We start from the raw sequence: 24,609 nt of genomic DNA on the forward strand, positions 1-24,609 counted from the left end.
TCGGGGCATGAAGCCCCGGGGCCGCCGTCATCTCTACGCTCTCGACCTCACCGCGGCGCTGGCCCTGACTGCCGTATACGTCAGCTTCGTCCGGCTGACCGCTGATGACGGTCAGCCCGCCTATTCAGGCCCGTTCTGGCTGGGCTGCCTGGTTGCCGCCGCGGTCGGCCTGCCGGTCGCGGTACGGCGCCGGTGGCCGCTCGCCGTTCTGGGTATTGTGCTCGCCGCGCTGGCCGCGGCGTCGCTGCTCGACATCACCCGGGAGCCGTACGCCGCCGCGGGCCTGGCGGCCTATCCGGTAGCTCTGTCCGAACCCACCCGCCGATCCGTGCGCGCGCTTGCACTGGCATTGCTGGTTGCGGGCGGCGCCGTCTACGTCGGCGAAGCGGTGGTCACCCCGGCTGAGGACTGGCGGGGTGCCGTGGGGGTGGCCGGTCTCGTGCTGCTGGTGATCGGTGGGGCCTGGTGCGCGGGGTTCATCGTTCGCGGACGTCGCGCGGAGACCAGGCGAGAGGAACGGCGTCGGTCGGAGCGGGCGCTGGACGAGGAACGCCTGCGGATCGCCCGTGAATTGCACGACATCGTGTCGCACAATCTCAGCCTCATCGCGGTGAAGGCGGGCGTCGCCGGTCATGTCGCCGAGGCCGCGCCGCAGGAGGCACGGGCCGCACTCAAGGTCATCGAGGAGACCAGCCGTTCCGCGCTGATCGAGATGCGGCGCACCCTCGGCGTACTGCGCACCTCGGGTGCGCCCCTGGGGCCGGCTCCGGACCTCGGCCGCCTGGACACGCTTGCCGCGGAGGCGGACCGGGCCGGGGTGGAGGTCCACCTGACGGTCAACGGCACACAGGGCCTGGCCGAGGGGACTCAGTTGACCGTCTACCGGATCGTCCAGGAGGCCCTCACCAACTGCGTGCGGCACGCGGCACCGACCCGCTGCCACGTCACGGTCGAAGCGGATGCGCGTGAGATCCGTATCGAGATCACCGACGCGGGCCCACCGGCCGGCCGTCGACCGGCGGGGGGTGAACTGCCGGGCGGGTACGGCCTGCTGGGGATGCGAGAGCGGGCGATGATGTACGGCGGCAGCTTCGCGGCGGGGCCCCGACCGGATGGCGGATTCGCCGTGTCCGTCCGGCTGCCTGTTGAAGGAGAGCGACAAGGGTGAGTGACGAGACCTTGGTCCGGGTACTGATCGCCGACGACCAGGCGATGGTGCGCGGGAGCTTTCGTGTGCTCGTCGACCACACGTCCGGCATGATCGCCGTGGGCGAGGCCGCGAACGGCCGGGAAGCAGTCGACCTCGCGCGCCACGAACGGCCGGACGTCGTGCTGATGGACGTACGCATGCCGGAACTGGACGGCATCGAGGCGACCCGCCAGATCTGCTCGGCCCCGTCCATGTCCGCCGTCCGCGTCCTCATCCTCACCACCTTCGACCTGGACGAGTACGTCTACGGCGCCCTGCGCGCCGGCGCTGCGGGGTTTCTGCTGAAGGACACCCCGCCCGCCGATGTCCTCACAGCTATCGGCGTCGTCGCCGCGGGTGAGTCACTGCTCGCCCCCTCGGTGACGCGCCGCCTCATCGCGGAGTTCGCCCGCCGCCCGGAACCGGGGCGGCCACCGCATCGCTCGTTGGACGGGGTCACGGGCCGGGAACTGGAGGTGCTCGGCCTGATCGCCCGAGGGCTGTCCAACACGGAGATCGCTGAGCATCTCCATCTGAGCCTGGCCACGGTCAAAACCCATATCGGGCGCCTGCTCGCCAAGCTGCGCGCGCGTGACCGGGCCCAGCTCGTGATCGTCGCCTACGAGACCGGGCTCGTAGGCGACCGGCGGCATGGAGCGTGAGGTTCCCGCATCGCGCCCCATCAACGTGCGGCCTGTCACGCCCATTTCGGCGGGGACTCGCCGTCTCTCCTGCTGGCCCCCGTAGTTCCCCGTGAGTTCCCGCATGATCTGGCGCGGTTGTGGCACAGGAAGCCCTTGGCTAAGTCCGTGTGGCGGTCCCGCACCCCGCTTCGGCGGCCTCCTGCATGCGCGCGTCCATCGACGTGCTCCGGTCGTACGGGTCGACCTCGGGGCCGTCTCCCGAGTCCGTGACTGCGCGCTCGGCGCTGAACTCGGGGGTGAAGTAGCCGGTGAAGGTGTCACAGCCTCCGTTGGTGGTGTCCACCTTGTAGGAGACGAGGGAGAACGTCCCCGGCTCGATGACCACCTTCGCCGGGTCGTCCCAGCTCATCACGACCTCGCGGCGCACGATGGTGCGCGCGACTTCGTCGCTTCCCGATGCGGCACGTACGACCGGATAGACGTACGTGACATCGGTGGTCACCTCGACCGCACCGCGCTTACCTTCCCGGTACGTGATCCGTCCTCGTGTCTTGACCACGTTCCCGATGAGCCGCACCTTCGATTTCGCGAATCGGCTGAACAGCAGCAGAGGATCGTTCTCCCGGCTGGGCGCGCGGAACGTGGTCGCCAGGTAGTCCTGGACATCCTGCTGATGCGGATTGATCAACGCGATCGCCTTCGTAGGCCGCTCCCCGCGCAGCACATCAGGATCCAGGCTGGACGCGACAAGGAAGTCCCGGGTCCCATCGAGCGCCTGCGCGACCTGCTCCTTGCTCATCCAGCCGGCCGCCCGTGCCGCAGGAAGGCTGATCCCCGCCGCCCCGTCGGCCCACCGTGCCGCCGGCGACCCGCTGAACGGCTGTTTCACTGTGGGCAGTTGAGCTGCCGCCGCCGTTGCCGGCGGGTGATCCGGGGGCTCCGACTCCGCGGCGAGTGGGGCACTCCCGCCGCCTCCGTCTCCGCCTCCGAACCATCCAGCCACCCGCCCCGGATCCAGCGCCACGACCAGCAAGCCGACCGCGACCAGCAGACCGACCACGTACCAGCCCTTGCCCTGTCGCCGCCGGGCCGGTTGGTGAGTCCGCCACCCCTCCGGCGGGTCGGTCTCCTCCCGCATCCGCCGCGCCACCATCCGGGCCCGCGCCGACGGCTCCTCGGGCGCGCCTTGCGTCCCGGCCTCGGCCTCCCGCAGGAAGCGCTCCCATTCCTCGTCCGGTATGGACGCCCCGTCCTTGCCCACGACGCGTTCCCGTCCCTTCTGGCACACCTGGTCCCGCCCAGGGCCGGTCGTTGTCCGTGCATCATCACACAGCTCAACCGCATCCTCACGAACCCAAGTCCCGTGTAGCCAAAGCTTGAACACCGTCGGCTCGAATCAAGCTCAGAGGATCGGCGGGCGCCCCAACCAGGTCATCCGCCACACCGTGCGCCACTTCATCGGCTTGCGCGGGCCGCACGACGTCCGCATGCCCTCGATGAACCCGGCCCACCAAGCCTTCAGGCCGCTCAAGGACCGGATGCGAGCCATGGTGAGGAGGGTCCACACGCCGAGATGGACCGGAACCAGGGCAATCGGAAGTCGTCGCCGGCCGGCCACACCCGGTTCCGGGCGGTGAACCGGTAGTAGACCGCGTGCCGGGCCGGGGACCCTTGTGGCGCCGGATACTGTTGCCAGTCCGGAGGATTGGCAGGACCGAGGGGGACATCGTGGCGCAGCACCTGGGGCCGCTGGAGCTGGTCGGGGACCGGTGGATAATCGGGGATCCGAAGCGGAAGGACGGTTTGTGCGTGGTGCTCACGCCCGAGGGCATCGAGCACTACAGGCGCGCGGAACCCGCGCCTCAGTCCGTTGTCCAGTGGTCCCAGTTCGTGCAACTGGGAGTACATGCGACCTCCTGGAAGTGGGAGGCCACCCGTACCGGAGGTCACGTCGGAGCGTTCAGCAGCACTCCTTATAGGACCGGGCGTGACGGCTGCTCCCTGCAGGGGCTGCTCCGCCACCCGCACGAGACGTGGTCGGTGCGGTACACGCACCACAAGCGCCACTACACGGGCAGCCATGTGTTCCTGCTGAAGGCCCTGGTTCGCAAGCTTTCCGAGGCGAAGGCACTGGATCGCCTCGGTGATCCACAGTGGCTGGGCGCGGCCGTCGCCAAGTTGTCGCCGGTGACCGCATGGCTCTACAGCTCGGGCAACCGCCTGGTGCAGGAAACCATCGAGAACCTCGGCGCCTGAGAGGTCGTCACGTCTCGCACACTCCACGTCTATACGCACGCTTGATCCGACTCATGCCACCCTGTATCGGGCCGTCCGCTCACGCATCGCTCACGCACTGCGGGCTGCTGAGCAGCGCGTGGGTCAGATCTGGCCGAGGTCGATCTCCACTGGGAAGGGGGCCGCTACCTTGAGGACGTCGGTGAATACGTCGCCGTCCCGGTAGGTCTTCGTCGCGGGGTCGAGGACGTAGGTGTACACGAGAGGCACGCCCGTCGCGGCCTGCTCGATCCGCCAGTAGAAGCCGATGCCTGCCTTGGCGTACTGGTCGGCCTTCACGATCCGGTCGGTGGTCTCCGAGCCTGGCGACACCACCTCCGCGACCAGCAGCACGTGCTCAGGGCGGGTGGGGGTGATGTCGATCGTGTCCGCGTGGTACACGACGACGTCCGGGCGGCGATTGGTGAGCGGGACGTCCTGAAGCCGGACGTCGAAGTCCGTGTCGGCGTTCCAGTCCGGGCCCGCGGCGGCATCCAGGGCGTTCGCCAGAATCCGGGCCAGCCGGTTGTGCCCCTTGGACGCACTCGGCCTGACTACGACCATCCCGTCCACGATCTCGATACCGGCGCACTGCTCCTCGGACCAGGACTCGTACTCCTCCACCGTGATCTGCTCATGCATCCACGCCGGGGCCACCATCTCGGCCGTCATGAAGCACCTCCGGGCATTGCGCTGCGGGCCCGATCCCGCTTGCTTCAGCGTACTGTCTGCCGCCCGTCCGGCATGCTGACCTCGCTCACGCCCCATTCTCCGGGGCGTCGGCGGGCAGTTCGGCCTTGGACTTCTCAACCGTCAGGTTCCCGCGGTTGAACAGTCCGACGGGCTGAAGGCAGGAGCACGGGCGCAGCCAGAGTCGGGTGCCTTGAACCCGTAGAGAAGGTTGTAACTCACCGACGGAGAGCCTTGTGTCCGGTACCGGGAGATGCTTGACATTTCGGTCCCAGCTGATGGTTGTCAGTGGCCCCGCTCACCTGACCGAAGAGGCACCGGATCCCGGGCAACCGAATCCGCCGAAACTGTGGTCTGGAGGGCGAGGGAGGGTGCTTGATGCAGGCCGAACAAGAGGCCGAGTTCCAAGAATTCGTCAGAGCGCGGTGGTCCCAGCTCGTACGGACCGCGTATCTGCTCACGGGCGACGTGCACTACGCCGAAGACCTGACTCAGACGGCGCTGGCCAAGGCGTACCGCTCATGGCGGCGCGTCTCGCGCAGCGACAGACCGGATGCGTACGTCCGGCGGATACTGGTCAGCTGCAACAGCGACCGGTTCCGCAAGCGGCGGGTTACGGAGGCTCTCACCGCGGCGCCGCCGGAGGTGGCCGGGCGCGACGAGGCCGTCTCGTGGGCCGACGAGCGCAGCGCCCTGCTCGCGGCGCTGGCCGGACTACCGCCAAAGCAGCGGGCGGTGATCGTCATGCGCTACTGGGAGGACCTGTCCGAGGCCGAGGTCGCCGAGGTGCTCGGCTGCTCGCCCGGCACGGTCAAGAGTCAGGCGTCCAAGGCGCTGGCGAAGTTGCGTACGTATCCGGGGCTCGCGCAGGTCGTGGACGAACCTGTCCGCAGCCGAGTGTCGTCCGGGCAGGAAGGCAGCAGGTGAACGAGGAACAGAAGCAGCAGGGGACTGGAACCAGCGGGGACTTCGAGGAGCAGCTGCGCGAGCTGCTCGCCGAGGACGCGAACACAATCCGGCCCGCGCCGGTGCCGTATCCGGTGATCCGCCGCCGGGGCACGATCGAGCGGCGACGGCGGGTGGTGGCGACCGGGGCGGCCCTGGTGACGCTGGCGGCGATGCCCGTGGGGGCGTACGCGTTGGCCGACGGGGATGCAGGTGGGAACACGGTGGCATCGACACCGTCGGTCAGCGCCACACCGCGGACATCAGCGAAGCCGACACCGACGCCGTCCGCGTCGCCGGCGAGGCCCGCGCGGCCGGCCACGAAGGACCAGCTCCTTGACGGGATCACCTTCGGGCAGGCCGTCAACGGGCTGAAGAAGTGCCTCGCATACGACCAGTCGCACACACGCGGCTCGTCCGGCTTCCGCACGGACTTGGGCGCGGCCCAGGAGTACCGGATCATCCTGGCGATGAACAGCATCGGCGACTCCAACGCGCCCGGCGATGGCATGTACGTCGTCGCGGTGAAGGAGCAACCGAAGCAGACCCGACTGATCTGCAACGTGAAGGACGGCAAGGCAACCGGCATCAACGCCAGCGTAGGCTCCGACGATGTGCCGGGAGCCGGCCCCGTGATGGCCGACATCAACGGCGGCAAGCTCTATCAGCAGTCGGTCCTCGACCGCGGCAACTGGAAGCTGCCGTTCCGGTGGGGTGTCATCGGCACCGTCGAGCCGTCAGTGGCCCGGGTGACCGTCTCCTACGGCGGCGCCACCAGCCAGGCCGCCCTGGACCACGGCTGGTTCGTCGCCGCTGGTGTCCTGAACCGGCAGGTCACCATGGCCCCGCGCATCAAGGGTTATGACGCCGACAGCAAGCTGGTCTACGACTCCGACGAGGACAAGAACCACGAGAAGCGGCTGCCCTAGCGCCACCCGGTCAGGGCGCCACACAGGGGGCGGCGCCCCCGGATTTCGGTCAGCGTGCGGCACGAGGGCCTTTCTGGTCGCCGGTGCAGATGTGGCAATCCACACCGGGCCAGAAGGCCCTCGCCCACCTTGAGATCCCTGAGCCAAGAGCCCCGCCACCAACCTCTGTGGACAGAACAGGCCCCAGTGCTCAGTCCCGCTCGTTGACACCTCGTGCCGGACTGTTCGCTCACGCATCGCTCACGCGCCCGGGTGCTCTTTGCCTACGGTGGAGCGGGCACCGGCGCACGCGAGCCCAGCAAGATCTACAAGGAGCGGGCTGGCTGCGCTGGCGCAGCTGTTGGACTACCGGCACCGCGGCCAAGCAGAGCAGCGCGGTTCCTCCAACCGATTGAAGAGGGTATTGGGGATCAGGCTGCTCGCTCGCGCGCATGGCGCCTGTCGGGGCCTTGTCGCTGGACGCACCACCTCCCGGCGGGCGCGGCGCGTACCAGCCTGTCGGGCAAGGCGCTGCCTCATCTATGCCAGATGACCATGGACGCGTCACGCTGACACGAGGGGGCATTCGTTACCGGAACCGAAGGGTCACCAGGGAGGCGTCGTCCTCCTGAACGAACACTGTCACTGCGTCGTTCTCGGTACGGCGGGCGGCGGCAAGACGACGACGGCGGCCCACTGGGCTCACCACCTGGCCACGGCTCCAAGAATCGGAGGACGCATCCTGCTCGGCACCTTCAACAAGGCGCTCGTTACCTACCTTGGGCATGGGCGCGGCGCCGCCGAACCTGCAGATCGAGACGTACCACACCCTCGCACCACGCATTCGGCGGCCGTGGGGCCTCCAGTGGCGGACCATGCTGTGGCGCCGAAGGCTGATTTTCCCCCGTGGGTGTCCGGAGTAAGTAGGCTCCTTCGAGCTAGCTGTCACTAACATTAATGTTACTAACTGTAATGTTAGTAACCATAGGATGTTGGGTAACACTCGGGAAGGCGGCGACATGGCAGATTTCGTGGGCAGGCGGCACGAGCTCGAGACGCTGGATCGCGAGCTGGGCAAGGTGACGGCCGGGGTCGGCGGGGAGAGGCCCGGGCGGTGCGTGATGCTTCGGGGGCGCCGCCGGGTGGGTAAGTCGCGGTTGGTGGAGCGGTTCGCCGAGAGGTCTGGTGCGCCGTTCCTCTTCTATGCCGCCACAGGGGCGTCGCCGGGGGCGGACCTGGAGCGGCTCAGCCAGGATGCGCAGTCATCCAGCCTTCCGCTGGCGAATCTGCTGTCCGCGGCCCGCCCGGCGAGTTGGGACGCCGCCTTCGATGTACTGGCGGCGGCACTGCCGCACGACCGGGCGAGTGTGGTGGTCATGGACGAGGTGCCCTATTTGATGGATGCGGAGGGCGCCTTCGAGGGCATGCTTCAGCGGGCCTGGGACCGAGTGCTGGAGAAGAAGCCGGTTCTGTTGGTTCTCATCGGCTCCGACCTGTCGATGATGGAAGCGCTGAACAGCTATGGACGCCCGTTCCACCAGCGCGGACGGGAGATGGTGCTGGGTCCGCTCAACCCGGCGGAGGTGGGCGAGATGCTCGGCCTCGATCCCGCCTCGGCCTTCGATGCGGCCTTGATCACTGGTGGACTGCCTCTGATCTGTGCAGAGTGGACGCACGGCGCCGGGATGTGGGAGTTCCTGCAGACGGCACTCAGTGATCCGGTCTCGGCCTTGCTGGTGTCGGCGGAGCGCTCGCTCGCTGCAGAGTTCCCCCAGCAGGTCCAAGCCCGCACCGTCCTCTCGGCGATCGGCAGCGGTGAGCGGACGTTCTCCAATATTGCCCGCGCCGCCGGCGGCATTGGGGCGACCCCGCTACAGCGGTCGCTGGGGATCCTTGCGGACAAGCGGGTGATCGCGGCGGAGCTTCCCGTGTCCACGCGGCCTTCGAAGGATCGTCGCTACCGGGTCGCGGATCCCTACCTCCGTTTCTGGCTGAAGCTCCTGGGGCCGGCGATGGAGGAGATCGAGCGGGGCCGGGGTGACCTGACGCTGCAGCGCATCCGTGACAACTGGACCAGCTGGCGTGGCAGGGCCGTTGAACCTCTGGTGCGTGAGGCGCTGGCACGGCTGCTGCCCGACGCGAACCTCCCTGCCGCCCCCGCCATCGGCGGTTACTGGACCCGTACCAACGATGTGGAGATCGACATCGTGGGAGCGGACCGCGCGCCGATCGCCAAGGAGCTGTTGTTCGTCGGCTCGGTGAAGTGGCTGGAGAAATCCCCGTTCGACCGGCATGATCTTGCGGCGCTGCACCAACACCGCGCCGCGCTCACGCCTGCTCCCGTGCCTGTGATCGCTGTCTCGCGCAGCGGGACCGACTGTGCGGGGCTCGACGCTGCGTACGGCCCGGCGGAACTCCTCTCGGGGTGGTCCTCCTGAGCAGCCGGGATACGTGTTGGGCCGGAGGCGTACGGCCTGCTGGCCGAACTTGGGCCGGCCGAGCCTCTGGCCCCGATACTCGATCCTGCCGCTCAACTCCACGAACCCGCCCATAGCCGGTCCGCCGGCGCATGCGGTCGCGCCCGTCCTCAACTCGCTTCTTGTCTTCGACCGATGCCGCATGAGCGACGTTGTCTGCCAGTTCTGAGGAGGAGCGGACCTGCACGTGCGAGGGGGTACTTAGTTCGTCCAGTACTTCGGCAGTGTGCTTGGGTGCGTCCTCGTCCACTGGGTTCCCTTCGCGAGACATCATGTGACTGAACCGGAGCGGACTGTAGGTCCCGCTCACGGAGCGCACGCAAGTGCGCAGGGGCGCGCGCAAACGCGAGTGCGGCCAGGTCGAGTTGTGACGTCTCTACTGAGATTCGTCGCGCGATGTCGCTCGCCACAACTCCTGAGCTGCGGCGATGCCTGAGTCACAGGCGGCTTCACTCGAAGATCACCTCTCATCGGGCTTCCGCCGGTGGAGGTGGCTAAGACGCGGTACAGGCTGCGACCACGGCTCAACGGGCTGCGACATGGCAGTAGTTGGTTCCCTATACCGTTGCCTCGTTAACTGTCGTTCGAGGAGGACACCTGTGTCGGATGAGTCAGAAGAGACCATGCTCACCCACATCCCGCCCGACGGGGTCGCCCCGGGAAACGGCTACAGCCATGTGGTTGTGGGCGAAGGGCGACTGGTTGTCATCTCCGGGCAGGTCGCACTGGACGAAAAGGGAAATGTGGTCGGGGAGAACGACGCCGCCGCCCAGGCCCGTCAGGTCTTCGAGAACCTGCGGCGCTGTCTGGCAGCAGGCGGCGCTACGTTCGCGGAGGTCGCGAAATTCACCTTCTACGTAACCGACGTCGCCATACTGCCGGAGGTGCGGGCCGCCCGCGACGCGTACATCGACACCGCGCGTGCGCCGGCCAGTACCGCAGTACAGGTGGCCGCCCTGTACCGGCCGGAGCTCATGCTGGAGGTGGAAGCCTTGGCCGTGATCCCCTGGTGACTCAGTAACCTTCTGACCGGGTGGTTGAACGGATACATCTTCGCGACGAGAAACGGCCGGCCGGTAGAGCCGCGCAACGTCTACCGGTCCTTCACGCGGGTCGCCGCTGACGCCCGTCTGCGGGTGGTCCGGCTGCACGACGCCCGGCACGGCTGCGCCACGCTACTGACCGCCGCAGGCGTCGCACCGAGGGTCATCATGGAAATCCTCGGCCACAGCCAAATCAGCATCACGATGGACGTGTACACGCACGTCGTGCACGACACTCAGCGGGAAAACGATTGGCCACATGGATCGGCTGCTCAAGCGCCGTCTACCGGCGGCCTGAGGGGCGACTGCCGTCAAATTCCGCCGTCAAAAGGCCCCGGACCATGATCGGTCCGGGGCCTTTTGCCCGGTGCCCCCGGCAGGATTCGAACCTGCGACACCCGCTTTAGGAGTTCGAGCCAGGGGGCCCGATAGTGCCGGAAGACCAGAGGCGTGAGGCTGTCTAGAAGTGGTGGCGGTTACTGCTGTCCGCCGTCGTTGATGTCACGTGTAGATGTCATGATCGGGGGTTCGACGCCTTCTGAGATCTGTCGGGCGACCTCGTCGATGAGCTGTGGCATCATCCGTCCAGCGTCTTCGCTCTCCAGGGCCTCCAGGAGTGCCGGGCGGACCTGCCCGTACGGCTGCCGGGCATGGGCGGTCCAGGTTCGACTGACGGCCCGCCCCACCCGAGCCAGGTGTGCCCTGATGTGCGGCACTACCTCGTCGTACTCGCTCGGGTCCGTGGCCATGGAGACAGTCGATCAAGGCTGACTGATGAGGTCAAGGCCACGGTGCGCTCTGAGCTTGGGAGTCACCGGCCCGAATCGGTTAGCTGTGGCCGCGACCTGCGGAAACAGTCGTGCTCCCGGCCACGCGTAGCGCGAATGACTGACCGCTGTTGACCGGTGTGCCTCGGTCGTTCTGGCATGCATCTGGCACGGCCCGCCGGGATTCAGTCCCTGGTGCCCGTCTCGCTCGACGGCACTTCACGGTGGCATCAACGCCTCCTATGCGCCGTCTTGCTCTTTGACCTCAACGATTTCCTGAACTCCCGTACAACCTTTGGCGCCCACTGCAGGTCGCTCTGTTGCAGGAACTACGGAATCGCCGGCGGCTCCCCCGCCGACATCACGGTCAATGACAGCCCCCCACGCCATCCTCACTCCCACCCGTCCGCGAAGCCTGTCCCCCTGTGCAGTCGTCTTCGCGGGTCCTCAAGTCAGAAGGCACATGAAAACCAGACGCCCCCTGCGCATTACCCTGGCAACCGCGACGGCGTTGGCCCTCACCGGCGGCTTCCTCACCCTGGCGGCCACACAGGTGACCGCAGCCCCGGCGAAGTACGCGGACGACTTCAACGGCGACGGGTATCGGGACCTCGTCACCGCTGCCCCCAGCACCACTGTCAGCGGTGCGAAGCTAGCCGGAGCCGTCGTTGTCAACTACGGTTCGGCATCCGGCATCAGCGCTTCCAAACGCAAGGTGATCACGCAGAACTCCAGCGGGATCCCTGGCTCCGCCGAATACAACGACTCATTCGGTTCTGCCGTTGCCTCCGGCGACCTCAACAACGACGGCTACGCCGATCTCGTCGTTGGCGCACCAGGAGAAGACGTGGGAGACGACACCAACGGCGGAACCGCCGTAGTGATATGGGGAAGCGCTTCGGGCCTCTCCGGAGCCCGAACCATCGGCGACCCCAACGCGTCCGGACACGACTGGTTCGGGCAGTCGCTGGCCATCGGTGACTTCAGCGGCGACGGCAAGGCCGACCTCGCCGTCGGCAGCTCGGGTAAGGACATCTGGATCAACAAGGGCGGTTTCACCAAGTCGTCTGGCGCCGCCTCCCGGTACAAGCTCACCACCCCCCTGCAGGCCGGTGCCGACCACGGCGCGCGCTCGCTCCTCTCCGGCGACGTGAACCGTGACGGTGCCGACGATCTGTTGGTCAACGGCGTATACCACCCCGACTCGTCGCACATGTACCGCTCCACCATGGTGTACCTGGGCTCAGCTTCGGGCCTGGCCTTCCAGACCGTGCTCGAAAGCGACGAGCAGGCGGCCATCGGCGACATCAACGGGGACGGCTACGACGACGTGGTCACCAGCGCCTGGGTCGGTGTCGACGGCGGAGAGCACCTCGGCGGTTCCATCACGACCTACTTCGGCGGTGCCAAGGGCATCCGCACTGACGCGGTGCAGACCATCGAGCAGGACACGCCCGGCGTGCCCGGTGCCGACGAGGGGGGTGACAGCTTCGGCTGGGCCCTGTCGCTGGGCGACATCGACGGAGACGGCCTCGACGACGCCGCGGTGACCGCGGAAGACGAGAGCATCGGCTCCGCCGCCAGTGCCGGCAGCGTCACGGTGTTCCGCGGCACGCCGGCCGGATTGTCGGCCTACGGCGCCAAGCTGTTCCACCAGGACACCGCCGGGGTGCCCGGCGCCAACGAGGACGGCGACCGTTTCGGTTCGTCCGTACGACTTGCCGACCTCAACGGGGACAGATACGCGGACCTGTCCGTCGGTGCCTCCGGGGAGAACAGCGGCGACGGCGCCGTGTGGAGTCTGCGTGGCTCGTCATCGGGTGTGACCGCCAAGAACGCCGTCAGCTTCGGAGCCGCGTCCGTAGGCCTTCCGACCTCCGGCTTCCCGCTGTTCGGTTACTGGATGCTTCGCTGACCCCGAAAGCGGGTCACACGCCTGCGCTGGCCGTCCATGAGCACCCTCCCCCGGCCCACGTGGCTCTGAGAGGGGGCTTGCTGTGCGGGTGACATCGGGCCAGGCGTGGACGGCACCGGTGAACCCTCGTCGCCCGTGGTCACCTGTCGTCACCGGCCACCTTCGGCGACTCTCGCACGGCTCGGTGACGGCCCGAGCGGCTTGGGCGGGAGTTGCCACCAAGTAAGTGGTCTTGAAAACCGTCGTGGCAGCGATGTCACCGTGGGTTCAAATCCCACACCCACCGCAGATGAACGGCCCCTGACCAGGTGAATCGGTCAGGGGCCGTTGTCGTGCGTTCTGCCCGCCAGCATCCGGGGTTCCCCGCCAGTTCCCGGCCGATCGGGCACGACAGGGGCACGGACACCTTCTGATCCGTAGCTCTAGCCGGATCGGTCAGTGATGGCCATTCTGGTCGCTACCAGGCCCCGGAGGGGCGCTACCGGACGAGGGCGGTTACTGGGGTTGCGGTACCTGGCTGTTGTACCGCAGCATCCCGGTGGGGGTGACCATGGAACGGCATTTGCTGGAGAAGCTGTTGGCCGGTGACGACGAGGCGTCCGCGGCTGCTCTGGCCGCCCTCCGCAGCGGCGACACCTACAGCGTGTCGGATACGACGTATCCCGCAGAGCAGCATGCCGGGGTCTTTGCACGCCGACTTCGGCGCATGCGGCAGCACGGAGTCGAACCCCTTGGGCTGGAACGAATGGTGCAGCTCCTCCGCGAGCATGGCCGGCCGGTGTGCGTAGGGCTGATCGATTCTGCCGATCAGAAATGGACCTTCCTGTGCTACTTCACCGAGGACGGCAGTGCACTGGTGGCCTGCGCTGGCTGGCCACGGATTGCCAAAGAAACACCGCTTTAGGAGCGAGGTTGGGCGATCACGGGCCCGAGCTGCGGGTTCTCTGGCTTGGCGCAGTGCGGCCATACTGCCCGCTTCGCGCCCAGATTCCCCGTGAGTCCCCGCCCGTTCTGGCACGGCCCGAGAGCTGCGCCGTGTCTCCTCGATGCGAACTACGGGCGCCAAGGTCGCTGAGGCCTACGGAGCTGGTTAACCAGTCGCCTGGGATGGGCAACGGTCGTCCGTGGTCGCAGTGGTTGCTGTACTTCGCTGCTGTACAGCCGGGCTCGGTCGGTACCACCCAGGACGCCGATTGCACGTCACGCTGTCGCCCGCTGCTCCTCGCCCAGCGGGGCACGGCGCACATCCGAGAGGACGTGGCGCTTCGCCTATCAGTGGGAACCACGCCGTGGTGGACGCAACAAAGCCCACATGGCGAGCGTGCCGAGATGCCATTTGAGTCGTTCAGTGAGCCGTTGGACAGTGGAGCGGCGCAAGGTACATAGCCACACGTAACTGCTCAAGGAAACGCAGAGACAACCCCAGCTCTGCCACCACAAGGCCAACATCGACGGATCTCGGTCGGCGTACCAGTAGAGCGCCCAGGTAACTGAGGTGGCCAATCCCAACGCGACCAAGCCAGCGCTGAGTACCTGACCGCGAACCGCCCAGCGAGAGGCAAAGATGCCGACAGGTATCTGGATGGCGACATGGAACATCAGGAACCAGGCCATCAGGCCGAATACCTGGCCGTACGTTGCCATGGACACGGCCGGAATCTGGAACAAGCCGATGAGTAGCAAAGCGCCGCTCAAGTGCATGGCTGCAACGTTCAACAGAACGTGCCACGCTCCGATCCGCTGAGGTTCGCGGTCACTCGTCTGCACCATGACCTCCCCCTGGGCTCCTGAGCCGCCCGCCACTGCTGGCGGAGTGTACAGCCACTCATGGCGTGACTGTCGACCTGCTGACATGCTCAGGTGCACCCGGCATCCACCCTGCACCCCCACTACCTGTCCCAGCTTCCATCCCGTCCGCCGTCGACCCACACACCGTGGAGCGGGCGTGGTTCCTGGCGTCCAGGTAGAGCGCGCCACTGTACGAACGACCTGGACGCCAGGGGCCGCGTCTGCTCGGCTCTGCCTGGGTCGGCGATGGACGGGATGGAAGCTCCCCGCGCACACCACTACGTCCCGCAGTCGGCAACGGCGCCCCCGCCATCCCGGTGCCGGCCGATCCCCCGCCGGAGGCACTGTTCTGACCTCGGCTGTGCTATCTCAGCCTAGCCCCGGTCTGGTCTTCGCCCCCTTGTGGGCGCGGGCGGGCGACGGCGCGCGGCCCCGGTGACGAAGGCAAGGAGGGGCGGCGCGGCGGCGACCGACCGGCGCCGCCGCGCTGTGCGCGGCACCTTGGATCTCCGATCGGACTGCTTGCAGCTTGGGAGGCCGGGAGCGACGGCGAGCGAAGCGAGCCCTTGATGAAGTAGAGAAACTCTTACCGCGCTAGAGCTCAGAGGGCGATCGGCTTGTATGCCAAGGCCCGGTCGACGATCTCTTCGGCGCTCAACTCCTGGTCGGAGTCACAGTAGATGTAGTCGCTGATGTGGGGGCACACCAGTCCGCGCTCCAGGGCGTCGAGGATCTCGCCTGTTTCCGATTCGTCGGCAACGACGTCCAACAGGCGCTGGACTAGGGACACGGCCACTGCACGGCTCATCGTTCGCTGCGGCTGCATGGTCACCGCGCCGTCGTCAGCCGGTGGCCGTCGTGGCTCCGGACATGAGGGCCTGCCCCGTCGAGGGCGTCGAGCAGTCGGACCGCGTACACCTCTGCCATCCGCTCAGCGACCTCTTCGCTGTCCCTGTTCCTGCCCCGGGCGGCCACCGCCGACAGCCCGTTCGGCTTCATCGTCATCGACGATCCCGTGCAGTCCATGGACCCCGCCAAGGTCAACGGGCTCGCCCGGGTCCTGCACGAGCTCGGCGAGCACCGGCAGGTGGTCGTGTTCACCCACGACACCCGGCTTCAGCGCGCATTCACGAGCCAGGAGCTGCCGGTGACCGTGTTCGAGGTTGAGCGGGGCGAGTCGTCCAAGGTGAAGGTCAAGCCGGTGACTGATCCGGTGCGGCAGGCGCTCGACGACGCGCGGGCCCTTGCCAGTACCACGGACCTGCCGGCGGCGGCACGGAGCCATGTGCTGCCCAGCCTGTGCCGTATCGCCCTGGAGAACGCCTTCATCGAGGCCGCTTGGATCCGGCACCACCGCTCCGGCGGTCCCGAGCACGCGCTGCAGGCCGCCGTCACCGACGCCGACAAGTTGATGAAGGTTGCTGCGCTGGCCCTGTTCAGCGACGCTGAGCGGACCGGCGACGTCTACCAGAAGCTGCGCACCCTTTGCGGACCGCGTGCGGTGGACCTCCTCAAGCAGTGCCAGAACGGCGCCCACGCCACCGGGACGCCGATCGCCGTCCCTCACCGCTTCGTGAACGACATCGAGGCCATCGCGCAGAAGGTGCGCAAGCCGGAGGTGACGGCGTGATGAGTATCCCCAGCACCTCCATCGAAGACCTTCTTTTGACGGCCGACCGGCTGATCGCTGGCCACTGCCTGGGCGCCACGTCTGCCGGCCGTCACCGCGGAGCCTCCCTCGCCCTGCGGACCGCCCTGGAGATCGCCGTCGACCGCACTCTCAACGCCGCGGTGCCGGGGCTCGCCGGCACCACCACGCGGGCCAAGCTGCTCTACCTGCGCTGCTACACAGCGGCAGAGACGGTCCGCCGGGCCAAGGCCGTCTGGTCGCACCTGTGTCTGGGGTGCCACTACCACCAGTACGAGATCGGCCCCACGCACGACCAGGTTCGTGCCTGGCGGGCGGAGGTCGGCGAGCTAGTCCAAGTATTGGTTCCCTGACCGCTTGTTACCAGCGGGTCCCTGATAGTTCGTCCGCCGGGGTACGGGCATGTGCCCGGCGCAACACCCTTCGGGACGCTGCACGGGAGGGGATATACATGGACACCGGTAGTCGACGAGGCTGGCTTTGAACCGGCCGGCCGCGCCGAGGCCAGTCTTCGGCCGATCCACCTCCCGCCATCGCCGCCCAGGGGCCGAACGTGCTCCAGTCAGTCCGCAGGCTGCGCGCGACGAATGCCGAGGTAGAGATCGTCCACATCCGCCGCTGACAGCCACGGTGTCCTGTGACGGTCGCGCGGAGCCCACGCGCCGGACACTCCGTACTCAGCCGTGACCCGCTGCGGCTTCCACCTCCGGCCGAGGGCGCCCTGTAGCGATTCTGCATCGAAAGAGCGCAAGAAGCGTGAAGGAATCTACGATCACCCGCGAGACGCAGATACCGCGGCTCGCGGCCACCACCGACCAGGGTCAGGAGCGGGGCGTATGGCAAATTCCCGGCGGGGCGCGGTCATAGCCCAGGAACAGCAGGGCGTGGATCTCGCGTACGCGTGCATCGAACAGCGCGCGACGAATGATGCCGCCGTGGACACGGCCTACCGCGAGCAGAACGAGATGCCTGCACCGGGTACTTCGGGCACACCTACGGACCAGCGGGCAGACCGCGACAACCCCCTGGTGTTCATGCGCGTCGGCACGCGTGCCGACGAATCGTTCCTTGTCGGACGGCAGGCCGTGTGGAACGAGGACCGCGATCTGGTCGTGGTGTCCTCGGCTGCACAGAAAGCCGTCGAATGGCGCCTGGCGACCGAGGACGACCCGGGTGAGGTCCTGCTGCGGCGTCAACTCCGCTTCAAGCAGCACGCACCGCGACGAGTAAGCGGCTACTTCGACGAACTCCTGCTGCACAACTACGAGTCGGAGTTCATATCCGCCGCCGTGGAAGACGAGAGTGTCGTGGACGCTCCACCGTCCGGGACATCCGACCCTGAAGGGGACGCGCGGGTAGAGGCGGGTACGGAGCCGACCGAGGAGGCGACTGCCCCCTCGCTACGCGATCTGCTGGTCGACGACCTCGACCTGCCGCGCGACGGGACCATGCGCGACATCGTGGAGACGGTGCAACGCGAACAACTCCTTCTGGTGGCCCACCAGCGTCCGGGTGCTCTTGTCATCCAGGGCGGTCCGGGTACTGGCAAGACGGCCGTCGGCCTCTACCGGGTGATGTGGCTGCTCGACAACGACCACTGCACGGCCGACGAGGTCCTCGTCGTCGGCCCGCACCAGGGCTTTCTCGACTACGCCGGGCAGGTCCTGCCCGCTCTGGGCGGTGGATCCGTGGCGACCATGACCCTCGACAGGCTCCTGACCGGCGACAGCAACCGGACGGCAACGGCGATGGACACGTCCGAGGCGGAATTCCTCAAGGGCGACGACCGGATGGCCGACACCCTGCACCGCGCAGTCGAGGCCCACTGCCGGCCACACCGCTCACGCGTAGACCCGCTCCTTGTCGAGGACGCTCATGGAGAGCGCACCTTGTTCTGGTTCACGTGCAAGGGCCGCCGCTACGAGACCGACGTCGCCCCGTTGCTCGCGCTCGCCCGAGAGGCGGTGCGCGAGGCCGGTCCCTTCAACGCCCGTCAGGACCGCTTCCGGCTGCGCCTCGCGGGCAACCTACTGCTCTCAGTACCAACCGCGACCCCGCACGACATCCTGGCCAGCAAGGAGGTCGCCGCCTTCATCCAGCGGGTGTGGCCACGGCTGAACGCCGCCGACGTCTACACCAAACTCCTCAAGAGCCAGAAGCTGCTGGCAGATGCCGCGCCGCTCCTCACCACCGAGGAACTCCCTACCCTCCGGCACGCGCAGCCTGAGAAAACCGCGTGGACCGCCTCCGACCTCGTGTGCCTCGATGAACTGGAATGGCTGCTCAACGGATCCGACGGCCGTCGCACATACGCCCACATCGTGGTCGACGAGGCACAGGACCTGACGCCTATGCAAGCGCGGGCCCTGGCCCGCCGCTGCCCTTCTGGTTCGCTTACCGTACTCGGCGACTTGGCCCAGGCCTCCGGGCCGCACGCGTACCAGTCGTGGCGCGAGCTGGTCACGTTGCTCACCGCCGGCTCGCCATGGACCGTCGAGGTCCTGAAGACCGGCTTCCGCCTGCCCCCGGAGGTCGCCGACTTTGTCGCGCCCCTCGCCCGGGCCGCCGCACCCCGTGTGCCCGTAGCGCGCTCTGTCCGTCCCAGGCACGACGGCCGGACCGTGACCATGGCACAGGTGACCGGCCCGGACCTGCTCGCGGAAGCCACCGCACTGCACGTCATGGAGATAACCGAATTGCAGGACGGGAGATCCACCGCCGTCATCGCCCCGCAGGACGACACGCTCATCACTGCCCTGCGGGAGACGCTCGCGCAGGCATCGCCGACCATACCCGTACCAGTCTTGCACCCCGCAGAGGCCAAGGGCATCGAGTTCGACCACGTCGTGGTGGTGGAACCCGCTGCCATCTCGGCCGGCACACCATCCGGTCTGCGGGCTCTGTACGTGGCGCTGACGCGCTGCACCCAGACGCTCAGCGTCGTCCACCACGCTGCTCTCCCCGCCGTACTCGGGGACACCCCCCTGGCGTCGAGCGCAGTCGTACCCTCAGCCGAGCCCACGTCCCCCGCTGCCCCCACCCCCGAGGAAACACTGCCCGCCATGTCGTCTACACCTGCCGAATCGGCCACCTCGACTCCGTCATCCGACTTCCAGGAGTTCCTGCAGGCGGCGGTAGCAGCCGACCGCAGGGACTCCGTCCACGAGCGGCTGCGGCACAACCTCCTTGCTCAGCTCTGGGAGAGCGGGAAACCCGAAGACAGCACCACCGCGGACATCATCCGCTCCAACGACAACGGCACCCACCTCTTCGAGGTGCTGCACGCCGAGCAGCCGACGTACCTCGATCTGCGCGAGGCCGCAACGCGCACAGCGGAAATCCGCTTCGGTCTGGCTCGGTCCATCGATCGCACCTTCCTTGTATGCGCAGCCGCTCCGGTCGAACCTTGGGCAATCGCGACCGTAGAAGGAGCCTTCGACGTCTCGGTGATCTGGTGGGACAACGGGATCTGGCAGGGCGCCGAGACTCACACTGCCGTACCAGGCCGAGGGTGATCTGCTGCGGAAGGACCATCGGCCGGCGCCGGATACGACCTCGACACACATCGTGTCGCTTCGGGCCGAAGGTCCGACGCTCACGCCTCGGCAGTGACGCCGGGCGGTCCGAACGCCCGCCCGCACCGCGGTTGGGAGATGGGCCACGCGGCGGCGTCCTCCATGGTGCGCAGCGTCCTCGCGGCCTTGTCCGGGTCTTGGTGGTTGGTCCAGCCGCGCCCGGCGCCATCGAACGCTTGCATCCACTGCACGCCGGCCTCCCGGGACCGGTTTAGGGTGCCCGAGTTGTAGGCCACGGCCGACTTGGCGAGCGTCAGCCGACTCCGCCCACGCCGACACCGGTACCCGGGCACCATTCCGGTGATGGCGCTCTCTGAAATCGCCACCCCCGCTCACCTGGTTCGCCAAACCTGCTCAGCTGGTCTCCCACCTCTTTGTGTGCCCGCAGCGGCAGGGGTCGGCTTCGTCGTATTCGTCTCATGGAACGGCGTCGCCCCCATCCGCGCCCGCACAGCATGTTCCTCTGGCGCGCCGCCGACGAGGTTGTGGCGGGAGGTGACGGCCAGCGCGGGGGAGAACGACAACCGGTTGAGGCAGAAAGGACCGTCGGGCAAGGGCCGTCGTTGAGCGACGTTTGCTCAGGTGACAGGGGTGCGTGTATAAGACGTGAAGATCATGTGAAATCCAAGTATCAAGGTGCGGTATGTCTCGACCTCACATCTCCCGCTTTGCCTGTGCGGCGCTGCTCGCAGCCCTGCTGACAGGATGTGCCACAGAGCAACGCGGTGACTCGACGGCGGCGAGCGGCCACAGGAAGGCGGCTGCGACAGCGACCGAGCGACCGTCCTCGGTGAAGAAGCCCCACGTCCACTGTGCCAAGGGCACCGTCGAAGCCCGTCTCAAGTGCCTTGATCCCAGTACGAAGAAAGTTCAGGTGCGCGGCAGCGGGAAGGCCCTGGACGTGACGATCACCGTTTCGTCGGGTGCTTCCCTGGCACCGTTTGGGGTTGACGCCATGGTTCACGGGGAGAACCAGACGGCTGTCCGCGCGGCGGCGAAGGTCTTCGGACAGTCTTCTGTCCAAGGGCTGTCGATCATCGGGGTGGGGCCTGCTCAGGACAAGTACGGAAGCACCAGCACCCAACCTCTCTGGGTCTGGGGCAGCTACCACGGGCACTTCTCCCAGTTCAACCTGAACGTGCTGGAGATGAAGACTCTTTGGGATGCCGCCGACAAGGCCGCGATTCTGCTCTCCTGAACAGGGGGCGCGACTGAACTGCGCGGCAACTCGCTCCGGCCGCGCGACTGTGGGGCACCACACGCGGTCCGGGCCGATGCGGCCCGGGTAGCCCTGACCGACCCGATCATCGTCGCCTGCCCCTACTGCAGGCTAGACACGGCGTTCCGGAGCAGCCTGCGGATGTGCCGAGCGGCGGGGGAGCGCGGCCTCTGCCCGAGCTCCCGCCTCCGTCAAGGTCACGACCCGCGGCACCGCCCGTCCGGCCACTGCTTAACGGGACGCACTGGAGCCGACCGCGCTCCAGAACTCCGCGACCCCGCAGAACAAACAGGACGATCAACAACTCATCACGCATTCACGACCGCAGGTGAATTGAGGTCAAGGCTCCTATTCGCCGCCCGGTTATGCGTGGACGCGGAGTTGGGCGTGCACCTTCCACCGGGTGCCATGGGTGAAGGCGACGCGGAAGGCGTAACAGCGTTCGTCTGCCGGGTTCCACGCGATGCCTCTGCCGTGTGGGCGGACCAGAGGCCGCACTCCGAGGACTGCAGTGGATGGCTCACAGACGAGATCCCATACGTGGTTGGGAAGGGCGAGGCTTGCCAATCGCGGAAGGAGCACGTCAGGCGCGCTGGCGTCGTGGGCGTGGAAGCAGCTGACCACGCCGTCGAGTAGGGCCTTGACGATACCTGCCGAGCGCCGACCGGGAAGGTCAGGACCCGCCAAGGACAGGTCCAGCACGAATGAGTCTGCCACTCGCCCGGCCGTAGGCCTTCCGGTTCGTATCGTTGTGCGCGGGCGCAGTCGCATCCACCATTCCCCTGGCGTCCGCGGGAGCACGTCGCCAAGGTCGGCAGCGAGATCACCGATCACGCAAGTGGCTCCTGGGTCGGGATCAGGTATGGCCGAAGCGAGGGCGTAGCGCAGATGGTGCCGACCGTCGGTGCTGCTGCCGCGGCGGCAGACCAGCCCCGGACCGAGCAGATGCCCATAGGCCCCCGCTCCGACGTTGTACAGCAGAACGTTTTCCACATCGACGAACGCGTCGTCCGGGGCGTCGTACTCAGCTATCAGCCCGTGCCCACCCTCCGGCTCAAGCGCCCGCAGCGCCAGTCGCAGTTCATCCCGGAACCTACGCTGCCATCCCCTGGGCTCGAACGGCAGCCGCGCCACACTCCAGGCTGAGACGATGCTCCGACTTGTCTCAATCTCATAATCCATCCCAGCATCGTCACCAACGCATGCGCATCTGACCAGGGCGGCACTTCCTACGATTGCGCTTTTGTGGAGCGGTAACCGGTCCGCAAAGTGGGCCAGTGCGAGGTTGTGCCGGGTAGCGCCCGACGACAGCCGCTAGACCGCCCAAGGAGGGGGCGGCAGGGGCAGCAGCCAGTCCTGCCTCACCGAAACCGCTGCCCAGCGGACAGCGGCTCCGGCGGTGCGCTTGCGGACGGCCCGACTCGGGTTGGGCATCGACCGGGGTGGCGGCCTTGGTGCGGGAGGGCTGCTTGGCCGGGCCCATTGCCCGGGGATCCGTCCGTCGCCCCTTTGAAGAGCCAGTGGGCGGCTGGTACGCGGACTGGGCACGGTCGGCAGCGAGACGCAGACAACGACGGCAAGCACTCATCCCGCAACCCCAACAACCGCTTCGCCTTAGCAGGCCACCGCTACCCTGGCGCTATCGGATGGGGGCGTTGTGGCGAGTGAAGTGCACGCTAAGGGCTGGCCTGTTGCCGCCTCGATCGAGCTGGCCCGTCTGCGGTCGGAGGGACTTTGGTCACCGGGATCGGCTACGACGCTCGAGGTCCTGGAGGTTGCCCACCTGGAGCGCCATCACCAGTGGATGATCGCCTGGCTCCTAGATCCGTTTGAAGCCCACCAGCTGGGATCTCGGATGCTGGCTGCCATGCTCCGGCAGGCCGGACGTGTCGACCTGGCAACCGGCCTCCCCTCGCCGGCCGAGGTGCGCAAGGAGGTCGTGCAGCCACCCGGTACACGGGCCGACATCGTGGTCAGGACTGTCACCTGCGCGCTGGTCATCGAGTTGAAGGTTCACTCCCGTGAAGGTGTGGACCAGACTCAACGACTGGTGCAGGGATACGCCCACGAGCGTGAGCCGGTCTGGATCTTCCTCACTTTGCACGGCGAGGTCCCCAGGGACGGCCAATTCCACTCGATGACGCTGGCCGAATTCGCGGTGTGCCTGAGCCACGCGCTCCACCACGCCCCGGAACCCCATAACAGCCACGGCGTCACAGGCCGGGCCACCGCCCTGGACTATCTCACCACGCTGCGGAGGATGACGGGAATGACCGCCCTGGACCACGAGGCAGCCCGATTCTGGCTGACGTACGGAGCGGAGATATCGCGGGCCGAGGTGGCCTCATGGCAGTTGCTTCAGCGTATGGCAGTCGGCGTAGAAGGCCGACTGGCCCGACTTGCTGCTGCGTTGGGGCCAGACATCCTCGTACGCACCGTGGACTACCGCTACCAGTCCAAGGTCAGGGACGTGAAGCCGTACGAGGAGAGCGCCGTCGTACTCACCCGAGAGTCATGGCTCGATGCGACCGGCCGTGCTCGTATCGGCATCGGTTTCGGGCGGCGGCGGCCAAAGATTGACGCCTTTCATAACGACTACAAGCCGTTCGTGGGGCTCGTCGCGCTCGATCACGACCTCTACCTGGCCCTCGAACCCGACCAGAACGCCTGGGCCGACCGGTGGGTCTACTGGGAATACGCGGACCTCACCCCTCCCGCCGAGACGGTGGAGTTGGTCGAGTACCTGCTGACCCAAGTCGCCGACCAGGTGTCGGCGCTCTGGGCCAAGGAGGTCGACCGGATCGACGCCATCGTTCAAACCCTGTCATAGCCTCGGTCGCCACACGGCGTCGGCAGACCTGGCTGTGCGCCCAAGAGGGGCGAACGACGGCGTACTCGTCGACGCGTTGGTGGCGCAGGCAGGCCCGTTGCGACGGTTGCGTGGACGAAAGGCAGAAGGGCGTCGTACACCTCCATCGCGCCCATGCGCTGCTCGGATTCCTTTGTGAGCATCGCCAGCAGCAGCTTCTCAATGTCCGCCGGAACTTCCGGGCGGAGAGAGTGGATGGGCGGGGGCGGGGTGGGCGAAGGCGTCGATCTTTCCTTGACGGCAGGTTCGTAGATCTGGCCCTCTGCGGAGTCTGCCGTGGGGCAGGCAGCCTGTTCGCCAAGCGTAGGCGGTCTTGCGCTGTGCTTGTCAGGCTCCACACCGTCACAACTGCTGCGGCTACACGAGGTAGGTACCGCAGAGCGTCAAGCAGTGTTAACGACGGGACATCGATCGGTTACAGAGCGTGACGCTCGTTCCCATCTCGTTCCCATTACCGTTCGGGGGCGGTCCTCCGGACCGCCCCCGAAAACAAAACCGCAGGTCAAACAGTGCCCCCGGCAGGATTCGAACCTGCGACACCCGCTTTAGGAGTTCGATCTACGCCCGCCCCTGGGGCCGTCGGCGGCTGGTTCGGCGACCGCTTGGGGGTGCTGCTGTGTGCCGCCGTCCGGGCTCGTTGATGTCAGCCGTGGATGTC

21 protein-coding genes, 1 tRNA gene and 3 pseudogenes are annotated in these 24,609 nt (G+C 67.3%); 16 read left to right on the forward strand and 9 right to left on the reverse strand.

The window, feature by feature from the left end; translation table 11 throughout:
- The first annotated feature begins 7 nt into the window (after positions 1-7).
- Together AB0915_RS01510 and AB0915_RS01515 are read left to right on the forward strand one after the other, a co-directional pair.
- Positions 8-1,168 carry a sensor histidine kinase gene (locus AB0915_RS01510; RefSeq protein WP_366689136.1) on the forward strand — a complete coding sequence of 387 codons (1,161 nt, stop codon included), beginning with the start codon at positions 8-10 and terminating at the stop codon, positions 1,166-1,168.
- On the forward strand, positions 1,165-1,851 hold the full coding sequence (locus AB0915_RS01515) for a response regulator transcription factor (protein WP_366689137.1): 687 nt from the start codon (positions 1,165-1,167) through the stop codon (positions 1,849-1,851). Before AB0915_RS01510 ends, AB0915_RS01515 begins: the two co-directional genes overlap by 4 nt.
- A gap of 139 nt (positions 1,852-1,990) precedes the next feature.
- Here AB0915_RS01515 and AB0915_RS01520 read toward each other — a convergent pair whose 3' ends face one another.
- Complete coding sequence (locus AB0915_RS01520; protein ID WP_366689138.1) at positions 1,991-3,094, reverse strand: hypothetical protein; 1,104 nt, start codon at positions 3,092-3,094, stop codon at positions 1,991-1,993.
- 141 nt (positions 3,095-3,235) lie between these two features.
- A pseudogene (locus tag AB0915_RS01525) lies at positions 3,236-3,510 on the reverse strand (glycosyltransferase family 2 protein); the annotation flags it as partial.
- 51 nt (positions 3,511-3,561) lie between these two features.
- On the opposite strand from AB0915_RS01525, the gene AB0915_RS01530 reads away from it, so the two are divergent.
- Complete coding sequence (locus tag AB0915_RS01530) at positions 3,562-4,089, forward strand: hypothetical protein (RefSeq protein ID WP_366689139.1); 528 nt, start codon at positions 3,562-3,564, stop codon at positions 4,087-4,089.
- A gap of 123 nt (positions 4,090-4,212) precedes the next feature.
- Here AB0915_RS01530 and AB0915_RS01535 read toward each other — a convergent pair whose 3' ends face one another.
- On the reverse strand, positions 4,213-4,779 hold the full coding sequence (locus tag AB0915_RS01535) for a Uma2 family endonuclease (RefSeq protein ID WP_366689140.1): 567 nt from the start codon (positions 4,777-4,779) through the stop codon (positions 4,213-4,215).
- Positions 4,780-5,175: 396 nt separating this feature from the next.
- Here AB0915_RS01535 and AB0915_RS01540 point away from each other — a divergent pair, with 396 nt between their 5' ends.
- From AB0915_RS01540 to AB0915_RS01560, 5 genes and pseudogenes are all read left to right on the forward strand, one after another.
- On the forward strand, positions 5,176-5,724 hold the full coding sequence (locus AB0915_RS01540; protein ID WP_366689141.1) for a SigE family RNA polymerase sigma factor: 549 nt from the start codon (positions 5,176-5,178) through the stop codon (positions 5,722-5,724).
- Positions 5,721-6,671, forward strand: coding sequence for a hypothetical protein (locus AB0915_RS01545; protein WP_366689142.1), 951 nt, complete (start codon positions 5,721-5,723; stop codon positions 6,669-6,671). Before AB0915_RS01540 ends, AB0915_RS01545 begins: the two co-directional genes overlap by 4 nt.
- A gap of 998 nt (positions 6,672-7,669) precedes the next feature.
- On the forward strand, positions 7,670-9,088 hold the full coding sequence (locus tag AB0915_RS01550; protein ID WP_366689143.1) for an ATP-binding protein: 1,419 nt from the start codon (positions 7,670-7,672) through the stop codon (positions 9,086-9,088).
- Positions 9,089-9,750: 662 nt separating this feature from the next.
- Positions 9,751-10,140, forward strand: a complete 390-nt coding sequence (locus AB0915_RS01555) for a RidA family protein (protein WP_366689170.1) — start codon at positions 9,751-9,753, stop codon at positions 10,138-10,140.
- Between the two features lie 30 nt (positions 10,141-10,170).
- Positions 10,171-10,468, forward strand: a pseudogene (locus AB0915_RS01560) (tyrosine-type recombinase/integrase); the annotation flags it as partial.
- A 178-nt stretch (positions 10,469-10,646) separates the two neighbouring features.
- Here AB0915_RS01560 and AB0915_RS01565 read toward each other — a convergent pair.
- On the reverse strand, positions 10,647-10,919 hold the full coding sequence (locus AB0915_RS01565; protein ID WP_366689144.1) for a hypothetical protein: 273 nt from the start codon (positions 10,917-10,919) through the stop codon (positions 10,647-10,649).
- Positions 10,920-11,400: 481 nt separating this feature from the next.
- Here AB0915_RS01565 and AB0915_RS01570 point away from each other — a divergent pair, with 481 nt between their 5' ends.
- The 3 genes from AB0915_RS01570 to AB0915_RS01580 all read left to right on the forward strand — a co-directional run bounded on the left by AB0915_RS01570 (position 11,401) and on the right by AB0915_RS01580 (position 13,756).
- Positions 11,401-12,852 (forward strand): FG-GAP-like repeat-containing protein, encoded by a 1,452-nt coding sequence (locus tag AB0915_RS01570; RefSeq protein ID WP_366689145.1) that lies wholly within the window; start codon positions 11,401-11,403, stop codon positions 12,850-12,852.
- 196 nt (positions 12,853-13,048) lie between these two features.
- Positions 13,049-13,140 (forward strand) — tRNA-OTHER (locus tag AB0915_RS01575).
- Positions 13,141-13,402: 262 nt separating this feature from the next.
- Positions 13,403-13,756, forward strand: coding sequence for a hypothetical protein (locus AB0915_RS01580; RefSeq protein ID WP_366689171.1), 354 nt, complete (start codon positions 13,403-13,405; stop codon positions 13,754-13,756).
- A 368-nt stretch (positions 13,757-14,124) separates the two neighbouring features.
- Here AB0915_RS01580 and AB0915_RS01585 read toward each other — a convergent pair whose 3' ends face one another.
- The 3 genes and pseudogenes from AB0915_RS01585 to AB0915_RS01595 form a co-directional block, all read right to left on the reverse strand.
- Positions 14,125-14,622, reverse strand: a complete 498-nt coding sequence (locus AB0915_RS01585) for a hypothetical protein (RefSeq protein ID WP_366689146.1) — start codon at positions 14,620-14,622, stop codon at positions 14,125-14,127.
- Positions 14,623-15,241: 619 nt separating this feature from the next.
- A complete protein-coding gene (locus tag AB0915_RS01590; protein ID WP_366689147.1) occupies positions 15,242-15,436 on the reverse strand; it encodes an e9imm peptide in 195 nt (64 codons plus the stop codon).
- A gap of 32 nt (positions 15,437-15,468) precedes the next feature.
- Positions 15,469-15,585, reverse strand: a pseudogene (locus AB0915_RS01595) (NUDIX hydrolase); the annotation flags it as partial.
- Positions 15,586-15,664: 79 nt separating this feature from the next.
- Here AB0915_RS01595 and AB0915_RS01600 point away from each other — a divergent pair.
- The 3 genes from AB0915_RS01600 to AB0915_RS01610 all read left to right on the forward strand — a co-directional run bounded on the left by AB0915_RS01600 (position 15,665) and on the right by AB0915_RS01610 (position 19,803).
- Positions 15,665-16,270, forward strand: coding sequence for a hypothetical protein (locus AB0915_RS01600; RefSeq protein WP_366689148.1), 606 nt, complete (start codon positions 15,665-15,667; stop codon positions 16,268-16,270).
- Positions 16,270-16,641, forward strand: a complete 372-nt coding sequence (locus AB0915_RS01605; protein ID WP_366689149.1) for a hypothetical protein — start codon at positions 16,270-16,272, stop codon at positions 16,639-16,641. The genes AB0915_RS01600 and AB0915_RS01605 overlap by 1 nt, the downstream gene beginning before the upstream one ends.
- 483 nt (positions 16,642-17,124) lie before the next feature.
- Positions 17,125-19,803, forward strand: a complete 2,679-nt coding sequence (locus AB0915_RS01610) for an AAA family ATPase (RefSeq protein WP_366689150.1) — start codon at positions 17,125-17,127, stop codon at positions 19,801-19,803.
- Positions 19,804-19,883: 80 nt separating this feature from the next.
- Here AB0915_RS01610 and AB0915_RS01615 read toward each other — a convergent pair whose 3' ends face one another.
- A complete protein-coding gene (locus AB0915_RS01615; RefSeq protein WP_366689151.1) occupies positions 19,884-20,189 on the reverse strand; it encodes a hypothetical protein in 306 nt (101 codons plus the stop codon).
- A 317-nt stretch (positions 20,190-20,506) separates the two neighbouring features.
- Here AB0915_RS01615 and AB0915_RS01620 point away from each other — a divergent pair, with 317 nt between their 5' ends.
- Positions 20,507-21,061, forward strand: a complete 555-nt coding sequence (locus AB0915_RS01620) for a hypothetical protein (RefSeq protein WP_366689152.1) — start codon at positions 20,507-20,509, stop codon at positions 21,059-21,061.
- Between the two features lie 384 nt (positions 21,062-21,445).
- On the opposite strand, the gene AB0915_RS01625 is transcribed toward AB0915_RS01620, so the two are convergent.
- On the reverse strand, positions 21,446-22,264 hold the full coding sequence (locus AB0915_RS01625; RefSeq protein ID WP_366689153.1) for a hypothetical protein: 819 nt from the start codon (positions 22,262-22,264) through the stop codon (positions 21,446-21,448).
- A gap of 487 nt (positions 22,265-22,751) precedes the next feature.
- On the opposite strand from AB0915_RS01625, the gene AB0915_RS01630 reads away from it, so the two are divergent.
- Positions 22,752-23,912, forward strand: coding sequence for a PD-(D/E)XK nuclease family protein (locus tag AB0915_RS01630; RefSeq protein WP_366689172.1), 1,161 nt, complete (start codon positions 22,752-22,754; stop codon positions 23,910-23,912).
- Positions 23,913-24,609 lie beyond the last annotated feature (697 nt).

The organism is Streptomyces sp. NPDC048411 (assembly GCF_040704695.1).
Lineage (GTDB): Bacteria > Actinomycetota > Actinomycetes > Streptomycetales > Streptomycetaceae > Streptomyces.

Coding starts and splice junctions, on each gene's coding strand:
- AB0915_RS01510 (WP_366689136.1), top strand. CDS start 8: ATGAAGCCCCGGGGCCGCCGTCATCTCTACGCTCTCGACCTCACCGCG.
- AB0915_RS01535 (WP_366689140.1), bottom strand. CDS start 4,779: ATGACGGCCGAGATGGTGGCCCCGGCGTGGATGCATGAGCAGATCACG.
- AB0915_RS01540 (WP_366689141.1), top strand. CDS start 5,176: ATGCAGGCCGAACAAGAGGCCGAGTTCCAAGAATTCGTCAGAGCGCGG.
- AB0915_RS01550 (WP_366689143.1), top strand. CDS start 7,670: ATGGCAGATTTCGTGGGCAGGCGGCACGAGCTCGAGACGCTGGATCGC.
- AB0915_RS01555 (WP_366689170.1), top strand. CDS start 9,751: ATGCTCACCCACATCCCGCCCGACGGGGTCGCCCCGGGAAACGGCTAC.
- AB0915_RS01565 (WP_366689144.1), bottom strand. CDS start 10,919: ATGGCCACGGACCCGAGCGAGTACGACGAGGTAGTGCCGCACATCAGG.
- AB0915_RS01570 (WP_366689145.1), top strand. CDS start 11,401: ATGAAAACCAGACGCCCCCTGCGCATTACCCTGGCAACCGCGACGGCG.
- AB0915_RS01580 (WP_366689171.1), top strand. CDS start 13,403: ATGGAACGGCATTTGCTGGAGAAGCTGTTGGCCGGTGACGACGAGGCG.
- AB0915_RS01585 (WP_366689146.1), bottom strand. CDS start 14,622: ATGGTGCAGACGAGTGACCGCGAACCTCAGCGGATCGGAGCGTGGCAC.
- AB0915_RS01600 (WP_366689148.1), top strand. CDS start 15,665: ATGGACCCCGCCAAGGTCAACGGGCTCGCCCGGGTCCTGCACGAGCTC.
- AB0915_RS01605 (WP_366689149.1), top strand. CDS start 16,270: ATGAGTATCCCCAGCACCTCCATCGAAGACCTTCTTTTGACGGCCGAC.
- AB0915_RS01610 (WP_366689150.1), top strand. CDS start 17,125: ATGGCAAATTCCCGGCGGGGCGCGGTCATAGCCCAGGAACAGCAGGGC.
- AB0915_RS01620 (WP_366689152.1), top strand. CDS start 20,507: ATGTCTCGACCTCACATCTCCCGCTTTGCCTGTGCGGCGCTGCTCGCA.
- AB0915_RS01625 (WP_366689153.1), bottom strand. CDS start 22,264: ATGGATTATGAGATTGAGACAAGTCGGAGCATCGTCTCAGCCTGGAGT.